Origin of the sequence: Burkholderia sp. AU45274, from assembly GCF_030482505.1 — a bacterium.
In the GTDB taxonomy this organism is placed as follows: domain Bacteria; phylum Pseudomonadota; class Gammaproteobacteria; order Burkholderiales; family Burkholderiaceae; genus Burkholderia.
The window spans coordinates 19,177-32,075 of record NZ_JAUJQE010000004.1; the positions used below are offsets into that span (position 1 = coordinate 19,177).

A 12,899-nucleotide genomic window follows, 5' to 3' on the forward strand; every position below is an offset into this window, starting at 1 on the left:
CTTCGCGCCCTTGCGAACCCTGCGCATCGGCACCGCGAAAGGAGCCTTGAAAGGAGCCGCGATGCGACATGAATTCTCTGAAGTCCTCAACGATCTGGTCGACTATTTTCTCGTCGGCGATCTCCTGCTGCTGAAGCGGTTCAAGGAACAACACGGACTGCCGGACGACGTCGCATCTGCGTTCACCACGAGCGACAGCGGTGATCGCGCCGTGCTGGAAGGTGTCGTCGTTCCGCTCGCCGGCATCGAGAACCATCCGTACACGGTCATCTTCACGCTGGATGACGACACACCCGAATTGCTGAAGACGGGAAGCCGCCTGCAGCATCGGCGCGGCGGGTACGTGCTGCGCGTCGAGCATCGTGCGGTCATGCTCTGCACGTGGCGGATTCTCGAACGCTTCAACGACACGACGGTGAACGCACTGCTCGCGCGTTACCGTGAACCGGGCCGGCCCGTGATTGAAATCGACAACGGCTGGTATGAGGTCGAGATCCTCGGTGGAGAAGTGCCGCGCAACGGCTGGTTCGAGCCCGCGTTCGAATTCGTGCTGAAGAAAACCGACGTGCCGGGCGATGCATCGCAGGTGGAGATCGATTACCGTTTTGCGATCGACGCCAGTCTGGATCCGGCGAATTGAATCCCGCGCGCGACGGCGCGGCACACGGCAACTGATCAGGCGGAGTACACATGACACCGAACACGATGCACATCGACATCCGCCCTGCCACGCCCGCCGATGCCCCGGCCATCGCCGCCATCCACGTCGCATCGTGGCAGGCCACCTACCCGGACATCATGCCGGCCGCGTTCCTCGCCGGCCTGTCGGTCGAAAAACGCACCGCTTCGTGGCGCCATGCGCTCGACGCCGGACGGCCGCGTGTCGCGCTCGCGTTCACGGAAGGCGAGCCGATCGGCTGGATCGCGTACGGTCCGACGCGCGACACCGACAAGGATCGCACCTGGGGCGAAATCGAAGCGATCTATCTGCATCCAGCGCATTGCGGGCAAGGTGTCGGCGCGGCACTCGTCGACCATGCATGCCGTGCGCTGCATGATTTGGGCCATGAATGGGTGTCGCTCTGGGTGCTGGTGAAGAACCATCGTGCACGGGCGTTCTATGAACGCGAGGGCTTCGTCGCCGAAGACGACATCAAGACGTTCGAGATCGAAGGCGCGCCGATTGAAGAAGTGCGCTACTGGCGCGCATTGCCGAAACGATCGTCATGACGGCATCGCCACCGCTGCCGCCAGACGCGCCTGCATCAGCTGCAGCAACTCGCGGATCTTCGCGTTGACGGAATTGCGGCTCGAATAGGCGGCCAGCAGTTCCAGCGGCGCCGGCGTCATCTCCAGCGGCACGCGCACCAGCCGCCCGGCGGCCAGCTCGGCCGCGCATCCGCGTTCGACGAGAATCGCGAAGCCGATCCCGTTCACCGCCGCCAGACCCGCCATTTCGCCGCTATTGACGCGATACCGGCTCGCGACCGGAATCTTGTGAATCCGCCCGTCGCCGTCGGCGAACTGCCACGGTTGCCCTTTCAGCGTGCTCAGCGTCGTGATGCACGGCAACTGCCTGAGCTGCTCCGTCTGCGTCGGCATGCCGGTGCGCTCGATCAGCGACGGCGCGGCCACGACGACGCTCGGCAGGCTCACGAGCGGCCTGACGACGAACGCGCTGTCGTGCAGCTTGCCGCGATGGACGATGATCGACAGGTCGATATCGTCGCGCAGCGTCGAGACGCCTGCGAGGCTCGTATCGCAATCGATTTCGACACGCGGATGGCGGCTCGCGAATTCCGCGATGATCGGCCCGAGCATGCGCGGCCCGATTTCGCCGGGCACGCAGAGCTTCAGCACGCCGCGCAGCTCCGTCTGCTGCGAGGTCAGTTCGAATTCAGCAAGCGTCAGTGCATCGAGCATCGGCTTCGCGCGCTCGTGCAGCAGGCGCCCAGCCTCCGTCATGCGCAGGTGCCGCGTGCTGCGCTCCAGCAGGCGCACGCCGAGCCTCGACTCCAGTTGCGCCACATGGCGGCTCACGTTGGAACCGGGTATCGACAGCACGCGCGCGGCGCCGGCAAAGCTGCCTTCGTCGACGACCGACACGAACACGCGCACCGCGTTCAGATCCAGCTTGCTGCGCATCATTATCCCGTTTCAGGTATCAAAGCTCGCCGTTTTTCACGGCTTATCCCGTTCGGGACCGTAATTTACGATGCGGATCCAGTCAAGGCGTGGCCGCCGACGCACGAACCCGCGCCGACGTGAGCACGCACACGAACCTACGGGAGCATCAACATGGATATCGCCATTCTCGGCGCCGGCGTGGCCGGCATGAGCACCGCGCTTGCACTCGCCGGGCAGGGTCACCGGATACGGCTCCATGAACGCAGGCCGTCCGCGACGACGATGGGCGCCGGCGTCGTGCTCTGGCCGAATGCCGGCTTCGTGCTCGAGCAACTCGGCCTCCTGCCGGACATCGTCGAGGTCAGCGGCCACCTGCATGCGATGCGGTGCATGGACCGGCACGGCACCGCGTTCAAGCGCTTCGATATCGGCGAACTCGACCGCCACATGGGTTTCCCGACGCGCTCGATCTTGCGGCGCGACTTGCAGGCCGTGCTGGCGCGGCACGTCGCCGCGCACGACATCGAAGTCTGCTTCGGTCACTGCGCGACAGCCATCGATACCGGCACCGATGGCCGCGCGATCGTTCGCTTTGACAACGGCGTGGCGATCGCCCCCGATCTCGTGATCGGCGCGGACGGCCGCATGAATTCCGTCGCGCGACGCTACGTGGTCGGCGACGCCACGCCCGTCTATCAGGGATTCGTCAACTGGATCGGCGTCGCGCATAGCGATGTGCCGCTGGTCGACGACGTGTCGATATTCGACTACTGGGGCCAGCGCGAACGATTCGGCATCGTCGCGCTGGACCGGCATCGCATGTACTGGGCAGCGGCCCGGGCCGAGGCTGAAATCGACGATAGCGACGATGCGGCACCGGACGATCCCGGCCCGCTGCTGGAACGGCTCTTCGACGGGTGGCCCGCGCCCATCGCGAGCGTGATGCGTGCAACACCGCCGGGCACGATCGCGAAGATCCGCGTGCACGATCTCGATCCGGTGGACATATGGCACCGCGGCAATGTGCTGTTGATCGGCGACGCCGCGCACGCACCACTCCCCACCTCCGGACAGGGCGCATGCCAGGCGCTCGAGGACGCATGGCATCTCGCCCGTTGTCTCGACGAGCATGGAAAAGGCAACGACCTCGACGCAGCGCTCGCGTCGTTCACGCTGCGACGCACCCGGAAAACCACGGCAATCACGCTACGTGCACGCGAGTTCGCTCACCGGCTGTTCGGCAAAGACACGCATGAAGCCGCGCGACAGGTCGATCCGAGCGCCGAAATCGAAGCGCTCGCAAACGCGTGGGGAGCGGGCCTGCCGATGATGCCGGCGCGGGACTGACCAAGACGCGCAAGCGATGGCATTCGATCACAAGAACCACCGATACTCCCGCGCCCCGATCTCATTGCGAAAATCCAGCTCCTCCTGCCGCTTGTTCTCGCAATACACCATCACGAACTCGCTGCCGAGCCCTTCGCGCACGGCCGCGTGCTCCTGCATCCCGGCGACAGCCGACAGCATCTCCTTGGGGAAATCGATCCCGCTGCCGCGATCCTCGTTGAGCGGCGCGATCGGTTCGAGCTTCGCGTCGAGCCCGTGCTCTATCCCGGTGAGAATCGCCGCGAGCACGAGGTAAGGGTTCGCGTCCGCACTCGCGAGCCGGTGCTCGATCCGCAAGTTGCGCGCATCCGACTCGGGAATCCGGATGCATGCGTCGCGATCCTCGAAGCCCCAGCTCGCGCGACTCGCCGCATTCACCATCGATCCGTAGCGCCGGAACGCATTGTGATTCGGCGCGAACACGGGCATGCAATGCGGCAGCAGCGCGAGGCAGCCGGCCACCGCGTGCCGCAGCGGCCGCTGCCCGTCCGCCGCGAGCAGGTTGCGCCCTGCATCGTCGTAGAGGCTCACGTGTACATGCATCCCGCTGCCCGGCGCATGCAGGTACGGCTTGCCCATGAAGCTCGCGCGATAGCCGTGCTGCAACGCGACGCCGCGCGTGCTGCGGCAGAACATCGCCGACCAGTCGGCCGCGCGCAGCCCGTCGTCGCAATGGCCGAAATTGATTTCGAACTGGCCCGGCCCGAGCTCGGCGGTGATCACGGTCGCGTCGATTCCCTGCACGCACGCGACGTCGACCATTTCGTGCAGCACGTCGGAGAAGCGCGACAGGCGCTCGATATGCATGTTCGGCTGATCGTCGCGATCATCGGACAGGCGGTCGCGCGGATACTTCGGCATCCCCTCTTCGAGCTGCGCGGCAAACAGGTAGAACTCGAGCTCGAACGCGACGACCGGCCGGATGCCGCGCCGCGCGAGCCGTTTCAGCACGCGCGCCAGCACCTCGCGCGGCTCGAACTCGACCGGCGCGTCGGTGCCGTCCGTCGTGATCAGCATCTGGCCGAGCGGCTGCTTCTCCCAGGTCACCGGCTTCAGCGTGCCGGGAATCAACCGGCGCACGGCGTCCGGATCGCCGTCGTTGAAACAGTAGTCGCCGATCTTGTAGAGCCCGCCCTGCGTGCCGAGCAGGATGCAGTTCTGCGGCAGCTTCAGCAGCGAGCCGGCCGCCACCTTCTCGAGCGCATCGATCGGGTAGCGCTTGCCGTAGAAATGCCCGGGCAGGTCGAGGCAGATCAGGTCGACATAACGGATCTCGGGATGCGCCTGCCGGAATGCGCGGACCTCGGCGACCAGCGCGGGAACGACGTCAGCCATGTCTCATCCTTTCCATGTCTTGTATGGCGGTGCCGCGATGCGGCGAACCGGATTCATGCGGCACACTCGACAACGAACGCCGCATTTAAATCAGTACTGCAAACATGCTGCGTGGCGCGATGGCCTGCATCACCGCGCGCCCCGCGGAAAATTCAGGTGAATACCCAGATCACGCGCGTCGGCGCATCGGTCAGATTGGCATAACGAAAGCGCTTGTGCGCCGGAAGCTGGAATGCATCGTTCGGGCCGAGTGTGACGGGCGTATCGTCGCCGTCGACCCAGATCGTCAGTTCGCCTTCGAGCACGAAACCGCCCTGCTCGTCGCTGTCGTCGACGGGCCGCTCGCCGCTGCTCGCACCCGGCGCGAGATGGCTTTCGAGGATCGAGAAGCGCGAGCGCATGTTCGGCGACACGAGGATGTCGGTAATGCCGGCCGCGTAATACACGGTGCGCCGCTCGTCGGGCCGCGTCACCCACGGCACGCTGCGCGGCTTGCTCAGGCTGTAGAAATAGGTGGTCGGCACGCCAAGCGCCTCGCCGATCGCGGTGAGATCCGCCACCGTCGGGCGCGACAGCCCGCGCTCGACCTGCGACAGAAAGCCGACCGAGCGGCCGATCCGTTCCGCGAGATCGTTGAGCGTGACCTTGCGATGCTTGCGCAGGTCGCGGATCAGGATCGCCAGGCTTTCTATCTCTTCCTGTTCATTCATGGTGGGTTCCGGTGCAGTCAGACGGTATCGCGCAGACGGTACCAGGCCTTGCCGATCGCTTCCAGCGGCGCGGCGAGCCGGTCGCCGCCGGGGAAGCGCGGGTTGCGGATGCGCTGATACTGCGCGAGCAGGCGTTCGTCGCCGAGCACCGCGTCGGCCACCGCGCGCGCACCGGCGAGCGTCGGCAGTACGCCGTGCCCCGAGAACCCCTGCAGCCAGAAACGCTGCCCGTGGCGGCCGATGTCCGGCGTGCGGCGCATGCTGATGTCGATATGGCCGCCCCACGCGTAATCGAGCGGTACGCCGGTCAGTTGCGGGAACACGCGTTCGAGGTGCGGGCGCGTGGCCGCCGCGATATCGGCCGGAATGCCGCCGAGATACGTGCAGCCACCGCCGAACAGCAGCCGGTTGTCGGGGCTCAGGCGGAAATAGTCGGGCACGAACTGGTTGTCGATCACGCAACTGTTGTGCGGCAGCAGCGAACGGGCGACGTCGGGCGCGAGCGGCGCGGTCGCGACCTGGTACGTGCCGACCGGCAGCAGCCGGCGCGCGAGATCGCGATCGAGCCGGTCGACATACGCGTTGCAGGCCAGCACGAGCACGTCCGCGCGTACTTCGCCGCGCGCCGTGCGGGCGACGTGGCCGCCGGCCGTCTCGCGGCAGTCGAGCACACGACTCTGCTCGAAGATGCGGCCGCCCGTGCGCTCGATCGTCTGCGCGAGGCCGAGCGCCAGTTTCAGCGGATTCAGGTGGCCGGCCTCGGGATCGTAGAGCGCCGCAAGGTAACGCGTGCCGCCGATCCATTGGGGCATCTCGTCATGGCCGATTACGCGCAGCCGGTCGTAGCCCCAGCGCTCGGCCGCTTCGTCACGCGCCTGCTCGAGCATCGCGACACGCCGCGGCCGCACGGCCGCCCACAGGCTGCCGGGCCGATAGTCGATGTCGAAACCGTGCCGCGCGGGCAGTTCGCGCACCTCGGCCGCGGCCCAGCGCATGCTGTCCCACAGCAGGCGCGCGCCGTCGCGGCCGAGCGAATCCTCGAGCGGCTGCATGTCGCACGACCAGCCGAGCAGCGCCTGCCCGCCGTTGCGGCCCGACGCGGCCCACGCGACGCGGCTCGCTTCGAGCACGACGACCCGCTTGCCGGCGAGCGCCAGGCGCAACGCCGTATGCAGCCCGCTGAAACCCGCGCCGACGACGAGCACGTCGGCATCGATGCGTTCGTCCAGCGCCGGACGATGCGGGATCGGCGCCGGGTAGGTGCCGGCGTAGTAGCTTGCGACGTGACGGTCGGACTGCACGAACATGCGGACTCCCGTGAAAATTACGCCGAGAAATTTCATGAAAAATTAGCACGGCAATTTCACGGAGGCAAGCGGGCAAAAAAACGCCGGATCGGCCGATACACGACACGCGTTGCGCATGAACCGCACCGCCCCGGTGAAGGTTCCTGCCATCCACCCGGACGAAATTTTTACGGTTGTAAAAATTTTGGACTGAGAGAATGACCCGCTGAAACAGCGCGTCACCCATCCAAGCACGGCCCCCGTAACCCCTTTCAGACCCGACCCAATCGCTGACGGGAGACAAGAAAGATGCCCACGAACCGGGATGCAAGCCCGATGGCCGAATCGGATCACGGAGAATTCTCGCTGAGCGAAGTCCCGCTCGAGAAACGCACCGGATTCCTGTCCATCACGATGGTGTTGTTGAGTTTCACGTTCTTCACGGGAACGATGTTTGCCGGCGGCAAGATCGGTGTGGCCTTCGACGTCGTCAGCATGATCCAGATCGCCGTCATCGGAAACCTGTTGCTCGCCGTCTATGCGGCGTCGCTTGCGCTGATTGCCGCCCGCAGCGGCCTGAATGCGGTGCTGATGGGGCGGTTCTGCTTCGGGGAAACGGGCAGCAAGCTGTCCGATTTCCTGCTCGGCTTCGCCGAACTCGGCTGGTACGCATGGGGAACCGCGACGGTGGCGATCGTATTGGTCAAGCTGCTGGGCTGGCCGCCCGCCGTGACCACGCCGTTGATGATCCTCTTCGGCTTCGGATTTTCGATCACGGCCATCATCGGCTATCGCGGCATGGATGTGCTGTCGCGCGTCTCCGTGCCGCTGATGTTCGTGCTGCTGATGACGTCGATGTGGATCGCCACCCGCGATATCGGCGGGTGGGCCGGCCTCACGCATGTCGCGCCGTCCCAGCCGATGCCGTTCTCGGCCGCCGTGACCATGGTCATCGGCACCTTTGCCAGCGGCGCGACCCAGGCCACCAACTGGACCCGCCTCGCACGCAGTGCGCGCAGCGCCGTCTCGGCCAGCATGATCGGATTCTTCGCGGGCAACGGCCTGATGATCATCGCGGGCGCATACTGCGCGATCGTCTATCAGCAAGCCGACATCGTCGAGGTGATGATGCTGCAGGGCCTGTCGATCGCGGCGGTCGTGATGCTGTGCCTCAATCTCTGGACCATCCAGGGGCCGACGATGTACAACGTGGCGGCCGCCGGATGCCATCTGCTGCGCACCGAACGGCGCCGCACGCTCGTACTCGTGGGCGCGGCGATCGGCATCGTGCTCGCGGTCGGCGGGATGTACGCGTGGCTGATTCCGTTCCTGGTGCTGCTCGGCTCGATCATTCCGCCGGTCGGCGGCGTGATCATGGCGGACTACTGGTACCGCCATCGCGGGCAATATCCGTCGCTCGCCGCCGCCCGCCTTCCGCGCTTCAACCTGGTCGGCCTGGCCGCGTATGCCATCGGCGCCGGACTCGCCTATACCTCGCCGTGGATCGCGCCGCTCGTCGGCATCGCGGCGTCCGCCGCCGCTTACATCGTGCTGCTGCAGATTGCCCGCGCATTCACGCGCGAGCCGTCCGTTCAGGGTGAATGATTCCGCTGCGCGCCCTCCCGCCCCCAAAACCACAGGAATCCTCATGAAAATCATCAACGCCAGATTGCGCGGCCGTAGCGGCCTCTTCACGATCGACATCGATGCGGGCACGATTCGCGGCATCGACCTCCAGCCGTCGCCGCTGACGTCTCAAGGGGACGGCGTCATCGATGCGGGCAGCCATCTCGTCATCCCGCCGCTGGTCGAGCCGCATATCCACCTGGATGCGACGCTGACCGCGGGCGAACCCGAGTGGAACATGAGCGGCACGCTGTTCGAAGGTATCGAGCGGTGGGGCCAGCGCAAGGCCACCATTACCCATGAGGATACGAAAGCCCGCGCCCACACCACGATCGGCATGTTGCGCGACAACGGCATCCAGCACGTGCGCACGCACGTGGACGTCACCGATCACACGCTTGCCGCGTTGAAGGCGATGCTCGAGGTCAGGGACGAAGCGCGCGATCTCATCGATCTGCAGATCGTCGCCTTCCCGCAGGAAGGCATCGAGTCGTTCGAGAACGGACGGGCGCTGATGGAGCGCGCGATCGACATGGGGGCCGACGTCGTGGGTGGCATTCCGCATTTCGAGAACACGCGCGACCAGGGCGTGAGCTCCATCAAGTTCCTGATGGAACTCGCGGAGCGCAAGGACTGCCTGGTCGACGTTCATTGCGACGAAACCGACGATCCGCACTCGCGCTTCCTGGAAGTGCTTGCCGAGGAAGCGCGGGTTCGCGGGATGGGCCCGCGCGTCACCGCCAGCCACACGACCGCGATGGGTTCCTACGACAACGCCTACTGCTCGAAGCTGTTCCGGTTGCTGAAGCGCTCGGACATCCATTTTGTTTCGTGTCCGACCGAAAGCATCCATCTGCAGGGGCGTTTCGACACGTTCCCGAAACGACGCGGCATCACGCGTGTCGCGGAACTCGATCGCGCCGGCATCAACGTATGCTTCGGACAGGATTCGATCAAGGATCCGTGGTATCCCATCGGCAACGGCAACATCCTGCGCATCCTCGACGTCGGCCTGCACGTGTGCCACATGCTCGGCTACGAAGACCTGCAGCGATGCCTCGACTTCGTGACGGAGCACAGCGCCCGTGCGATGTCCCTGGGGGACCGCTATGGCATCGCGGTCGGGCGGCCGGCCAACCTGCTGATCCTCGACGCGGATTCCGACTATGAAGTGGTTCGCACGCAAGCCAAGGTGCGCGTGTCGCTCCGTGCCGGGAAGGTCATCATGCAGCGCACGCCCGAACACATCACCTATCCTGAAGCGGGCACGCGTTGAGCGGGCGACGACACTGGTCCGACATGCCGGAGGACGCATCGTGAGGCACCCGTCCGAGCCGACTGCGGAAGCGCCCGGCCGGCCTCACGGCCGGCGCGAAGCGCTGCGCGACACGCTCGAGGCGACCATTCTCGCCGCGGCCGAGGAATCGTTTGCCATTGACGGATTCGAGGGCAGTTCCGTTGCGACGATCGCAGCGGCCGCCGGCCTGTCGAAGCAGAACCTGATGTACTACTTCCCCACGAAGCTGGCGCTCTACCAACGCGTGCTGGACGACGTCTTGCGGGACTGGCTCGGCAGGATGCGGGAATTCGCGGCGCCCGATCGCGAGCCCGCGGAAGCCATGTCGGCCTATATCCGGGCCAAACTCGAATTCTCCAGAAATCGCCCGCATGGATCGCGGGTATTTGCGCTGGAGATCATCGGCGGCGCCAGGACCTACGGAAAGGAAATTCGCAAACAACTGATTCCGGTGTTGCGCGACGACATCCGGGTGCTCGAACGCTGGATCGAGGAGGGCAAGGTCAGGCAGGTCGATGCCGAGCACCTGTTCTTCCTGATCTGGGCAGCCACGCAGGCGTATGCGGATTTCGCTCCCCAGATGCTGCTGGTGCTCGGCAAGCGTGCGCTGGGGAACGACGATTTCGACGCGGCTTACCGCACGATCTCGGATCTGGTGCTCAACGCATTGATCACCGGCGACGGAAAGCCGGATTGACCGCTTGACCGCCTCCGTCGCCCTTCATGCACGGCACCCCGGCGCCGTCGACACTCGCCGGGGAACCGCCGGTCAGTCGTGCTTGTGGCGCTTCTTGTGCTTGTTGCCGCGGTAATGATCGTTGGAACGCGAGTTGTTGCGCGACACGTGGCCGCCCAGCGCCGCGCCCGCGCCACCGCCCAAGCCGGCGCCGACGAGCCCGCCGGCCGTGCCGCCCATCGCGTTGCCCGCAGCGGCGCCTGCGCCGCCGCCCAGTGCGCCGCCGACGATCGCGCCCGTGCGTTCGTGTTTGTTCGACGTCACCGCACCACCCGCGCCACCACCCACTGCCCCGCCGATCACGGTGCCCGTGCTGCCGCCAATCGCGTTACCGACCGCCGCGCCGGCGACGCCACCCAGCGCGCCGCCCAGTGCGTTGTTCGTGTCGCCTGCCACGGCCGGCAGCGACACCACCGCCGCCGCACCGACCACCACGGCCATCCCTGCCAGTTTCTTCAACATCTGTCTGCCCTCTCCGCCTTGCGAATTATCGATGCGCAAATCTAGCACCTTTCCGGACAGCCCATCGTAATGAAGCGTTAAATCGGGCAGTGTCATGGCCGGAGCGCGCGTGTTTGCGGCTTCGGGTGGCCGGCCGCCGGAGCGGGGGACCGCGCGAGATCGCGGCCTAGCTCGACGCATCCGAGAACGCGCCGGAGTGCGTGATGCGATGTCGAAGAAATTCAAGCAACGCATGCACTTTGCGCGAGTGGCGGCGATTCGGAAGATAGGCGGCATAAACGCAGACGGTCTGGTCGAGCGGGTTGATCGAGTAGTCTTCGAAAAGACGCGTGAGCCGCCCCGCCATCACATCCTCTTCGACGAGCCATTGGGGAAGCAGTGCGATGCCAAACCCGCTGATCACGGCCTCGCGCAGCACGTCCGAGTTGTTCACCGACAGTCTGCCGTTGATCTCGACATGCTCGGTGCTGCCTGCGCGGGTGAACGACCAACGCTGCACAGCCGCCTGGTACGCAAAACGCAGGCATTGATGGTTTCGCAGATCGTCCGGAGAAGCGGGCATTCCGTTGCTTTCCAGATAGTCACGACTCGCGACGACATAGCGATGATGTTCCGCCAGGCGATTGACGATCAGATTCGGCTGGTTTGCAGGCGTGCCGATGCGCACCGCAACGTCAATTCGCTCGGTCGCCAGATCCAGATACGAATCCGACAGCACCAGATCCAGGGATACGCGGGGATGCTGCTGCAGGAAGCCGGCGATGTGCGGCCCCAGGCACAGGCGCCCGAAGGTCACGGGCATCGAAACACGCAGCGGTCCAACCGCCTCGCCACCCGTGTCGGACACACTCCCATCGGCTTCGTCGAGGTCCGACAGCACGCGCGTGATCTGCTCCAGATACGCGGAACCGGCATCCGTCAACGTCACGTGACGCGTCGTGCGAGTCAGCAACGCGCTGCCAAGAGACTTCTCCAACGCGTCCATCAGGCGCGTCACCGACGAAGTGGCCACCCCCATGCGGCGAGCCGCCTTCGAAAAGCCCCCCGTTTCCGCCACGTCGATGAATGCCCGCAACGCAAGAAGCTTGTCCATGCCTTGTCCTTTATCTTTGCGCGCACCGCAATGCTGGTTTGCGATCGGTTCATATTCTTTTACCCTGACGCAAAGCCTAAAGTGCTTGAACCGTCAACGCAAGGAGCCTCCAAATGAATCCGCTCGACATCCAGGTCACGTACGACTTCATCTGCCCGTGGTGCTGGATCGGCCACGCACATCTCAAGGCAGCGCTCCGGGAGGCCAACCTGCCCGTCGCACCGACCGTCAAGTACCTTCCGTATGAACTCAATCCGACCATGCCCAAGGACGGAATCGATCGAAAAGCCTATCGCAGCGCCAAATTCGGAAGCTGGGCACGTTCACAGGCAATGGATGCCGACGTCACGCTGGCGGGCAAACGCGCAGGTGTCGAATTCAACTACGACCGCGTAGCGGTCACGCCCAACACGCGGCTTGCCCATCGCCTGATGTTCCTCGCTCAGTCCAAGGGAGATGCGGCCCGGACCGAAGCACTGTTCGAGGCGGTTTTCTCGGCCTACTTTTCCGACGGACAGGACATCGGCATGGCCGAGGTTTTGGTCAGCCTCGCGGAAAGGACGGGTTTCGACGCTGACGAAGTGCGCAGTTTCCTGGCGACGAACGACGGCGAGCGCGAAGTCGTTGCCGACGAACTGCGGGCCGGGGCGGCCGGCATCCGGTCGGTGCCGACAATCCGTGTGGGCGGCGTTCCGGTTAGCGGTGCACAACCGGTTTCGGTACTCGCTGAAGTGCTTCGGCATGCCACCGGCGACACAACCGCCAAAGCCGCCGTCTGAACCGACACCTGCAGGTGAACGCAAGCGCGCACGCTCGATTCGCTGAATCGGGCATGCGCGCC

At 65.3% G+C, this 12,899-nt stretch carries 13 protein-coding genes; 7 read left to right on the plus strand and 6 right to left on the minus strand.

Going from position 1 to position 12,899, the window contains the following annotated elements:
- The first annotated feature begins 61 nt into the window (after window positions 1-61).
- Together QZM35_RS15910 and QZM35_RS15915 are read left to right on the plus strand one after the other, a co-directional pair.
- A complete protein-coding gene (locus QZM35_RS15910) occupies window positions 62-640 on the plus strand; it encodes a hypothetical protein (RefSeq protein WP_089433013.1) in 579 nt (192 codons plus the stop codon).
- Between the two features lie 50 nt (window positions 641-690).
- Window positions 691-1,230 carry a GNAT family N-acetyltransferase gene (locus QZM35_RS15915; RefSeq protein ID WP_301776335.1) on the plus strand — a complete coding sequence of 180 codons (540 nt, stop codon included), beginning with the start codon at window positions 691-693 and terminating at the stop codon, window positions 1,228-1,230.
- Here QZM35_RS15915 and QZM35_RS15920 read toward each other — a convergent pair.
- Complete coding sequence (locus QZM35_RS15920; RefSeq protein ID WP_301776336.1) at window positions 1,225-2,145, minus strand: LysR family transcriptional regulator; 921 nt, start codon at window positions 2,143-2,145, stop codon at window positions 1,225-1,227. The two genes, QZM35_RS15915 and QZM35_RS15920, sit on opposite strands and share 6 nt — an antisense overlap.
- Before the next feature lie 153 nt (window positions 2,146-2,298).
- On the opposite strand from QZM35_RS15920, the gene QZM35_RS15925 reads away from it, so the two are divergent.
- A complete protein-coding gene (locus QZM35_RS15925) occupies window positions 2,299-3,474 on the plus strand; it encodes an FAD-dependent oxidoreductase (RefSeq protein ID WP_301776337.1) in 1,176 nt (391 codons plus the stop codon).
- A 27-nt stretch (window positions 3,475-3,501) separates the two neighbouring features.
- On the opposite strand, the gene QZM35_RS15930 is transcribed toward QZM35_RS15925, so the two are convergent.
- The 3 genes from QZM35_RS15930 to QZM35_RS15940 all read right to left on the minus strand — a co-directional run bounded on the left by QZM35_RS15930 (window position 3,502) and on the right by QZM35_RS15940 (window position 6,865).
- A complete protein-coding gene (locus QZM35_RS15930) occupies window positions 3,502-4,848 on the minus strand; it encodes a glutamine synthetase family protein (protein WP_301776338.1) in 1,347 nt (448 codons plus the stop codon).
- Between the two features lie 152 nt (window positions 4,849-5,000).
- The gene (locus tag QZM35_RS15935) at window positions 5,001-5,558 is read right to left on the minus strand and encodes a helix-turn-helix domain-containing protein (protein ID WP_089427004.1); all 558 of its coding nucleotides are present in this window, start codon (window positions 5,556-5,558) and stop codon (window positions 5,001-5,003) included.
- A 17-nt stretch (window positions 5,559-5,575) separates the two neighbouring features.
- Window positions 5,576-6,865 carry an FAD-binding oxidoreductase gene (locus QZM35_RS15940; RefSeq protein WP_174973592.1) on the minus strand — a complete coding sequence of 430 codons (1,290 nt, stop codon included), beginning with the start codon at window positions 6,863-6,865 and terminating at the stop codon, window positions 5,576-5,578.
- Between the two features lie 288 nt (window positions 6,866-7,153).
- Between QZM35_RS15940 and codB the strand changes: the two genes are divergently transcribed.
- Genes codB through QZM35_RS15955 form a run of 3 tightly spaced genes read left to right on the plus strand, consistent with a single transcriptional unit; the run spans window position 7,154 to window position 10,464 of the window.
- Window positions 7,154-8,449 carry a cytosine permease gene (gene codB, locus QZM35_RS15945; protein WP_367620789.1) on the plus strand — a complete coding sequence of 432 codons (1,296 nt, stop codon included), beginning with the start codon at window positions 7,154-7,156 and terminating at the stop codon, window positions 8,447-8,449.
- Between the two features lie 43 nt (window positions 8,450-8,492).
- On the plus strand, window positions 8,493-9,746 hold the full coding sequence (gene codA, locus QZM35_RS15950; RefSeq protein ID WP_301776339.1) for a cytosine deaminase: 1,254 nt from the start codon (window positions 8,493-8,495) through the stop codon (window positions 9,744-9,746).
- A gap of 40 nt (window positions 9,747-9,786) precedes the next feature.
- Window positions 9,787-10,464 (plus strand): TetR/AcrR family transcriptional regulator, encoded by a 678-nt coding sequence (locus tag QZM35_RS15955; RefSeq protein ID WP_089427001.1) that lies wholly within the window; start codon window positions 9,787-9,789, stop codon window positions 10,462-10,464.
- A 72-nt stretch (window positions 10,465-10,536) separates the two neighbouring features.
- Here QZM35_RS15955 and QZM35_RS15960 read toward each other — a convergent pair whose 3' ends face one another.
- Window positions 10,537-10,965 (minus strand): hypothetical protein, encoded by a 429-nt coding sequence (locus QZM35_RS15960; RefSeq protein WP_089427000.1) that lies wholly within the window; start codon window positions 10,963-10,965, stop codon window positions 10,537-10,539.
- A 166-nt stretch (window positions 10,966-11,131) separates the two neighbouring features.
- On the minus strand, window positions 11,132-12,058 hold the full coding sequence (locus QZM35_RS15965) for a LysR family transcriptional regulator (RefSeq protein WP_301776340.1): 927 nt from the start codon (window positions 12,056-12,058) through the stop codon (window positions 11,132-11,134).
- Between the two features lie 113 nt (window positions 12,059-12,171).
- Between QZM35_RS15965 and QZM35_RS15970 the strand changes: the two genes are divergently transcribed.
- A complete protein-coding gene (locus QZM35_RS15970) occupies window positions 12,172-12,837 on the plus strand; it encodes a DsbA family oxidoreductase (protein ID WP_301776341.1) in 666 nt (221 codons plus the stop codon).
- Window positions 12,838-12,899 lie beyond the last annotated feature (62 nt).

Excerpts from the sequence above, each read along its gene's own strand:
- QZM35_RS15970 (WP_301776341.1), top strand. The coding sequence starts at position 12,172 with ATGAATCCGCTCGACATCCAGGTCACGTACGACTTCATCTGCCCGTGG.
- QZM35_RS15965 (WP_301776340.1), bottom strand. The coding sequence starts at position 12,058 with ATGGACAAGCTTCTTGCGTTGCGGGCATTCATCGACGTGGCGGAAACG.
- QZM35_RS15920 (WP_301776336.1), bottom strand. The coding sequence starts at position 2,145 with ATGCGCAGCAAGCTGGATCTGAACGCGGTGCGCGTGTTCGTGTCGGTC.
- QZM35_RS15915 (WP_301776335.1), top strand. The coding sequence starts at position 691 with ATGACACCGAACACGATGCACATCGACATCCGCCCTGCCACGCCCGCC.
- QZM35_RS15940 (WP_174973592.1), bottom strand. The coding sequence starts at position 6,865 with ATGTTCGTGCAGTCCGACCGTCACGTCGCAAGCTACTACGCCGGCACC.
- codA (WP_301776339.1), top strand. The coding sequence starts at position 8,493 with ATGAAAATCATCAACGCCAGATTGCGCGGCCGTAGCGGCCTCTTCACG.
- codB (WP_367620789.1), top strand. The coding sequence starts at position 7,154 with ATGCCCACGAACCGGGATGCAAGCCCGATGGCCGAATCGGATCACGGA.
- QZM35_RS15935 (WP_089427004.1), bottom strand. The coding sequence starts at position 5,558 with ATGAATGAACAGGAAGAGATAGAAAGCCTGGCGATCCTGATCCGCGAC.
- QZM35_RS15960 (WP_089427000.1), bottom strand. The coding sequence starts at position 10,965 with ATGTTGAAGAAACTGGCAGGGATGGCCGTGGTGGTCGGTGCGGCGGCG.
- QZM35_RS15930 (WP_301776338.1), bottom strand. The coding sequence starts at position 4,848 with ATGGCTGACGTCGTTCCCGCGCTGGTCGCCGAGGTCCGCGCATTCCGG.
- QZM35_RS15925 (WP_301776337.1), top strand. The coding sequence starts at position 2,299 with ATGGATATCGCCATTCTCGGCGCCGGCGTGGCCGGCATGAGCACCGCG.
- QZM35_RS15910 (WP_089433013.1), top strand. The coding sequence starts at position 62 with ATGCGACATGAATTCTCTGAAGTCCTCAACGATCTGGTCGACTATTTT.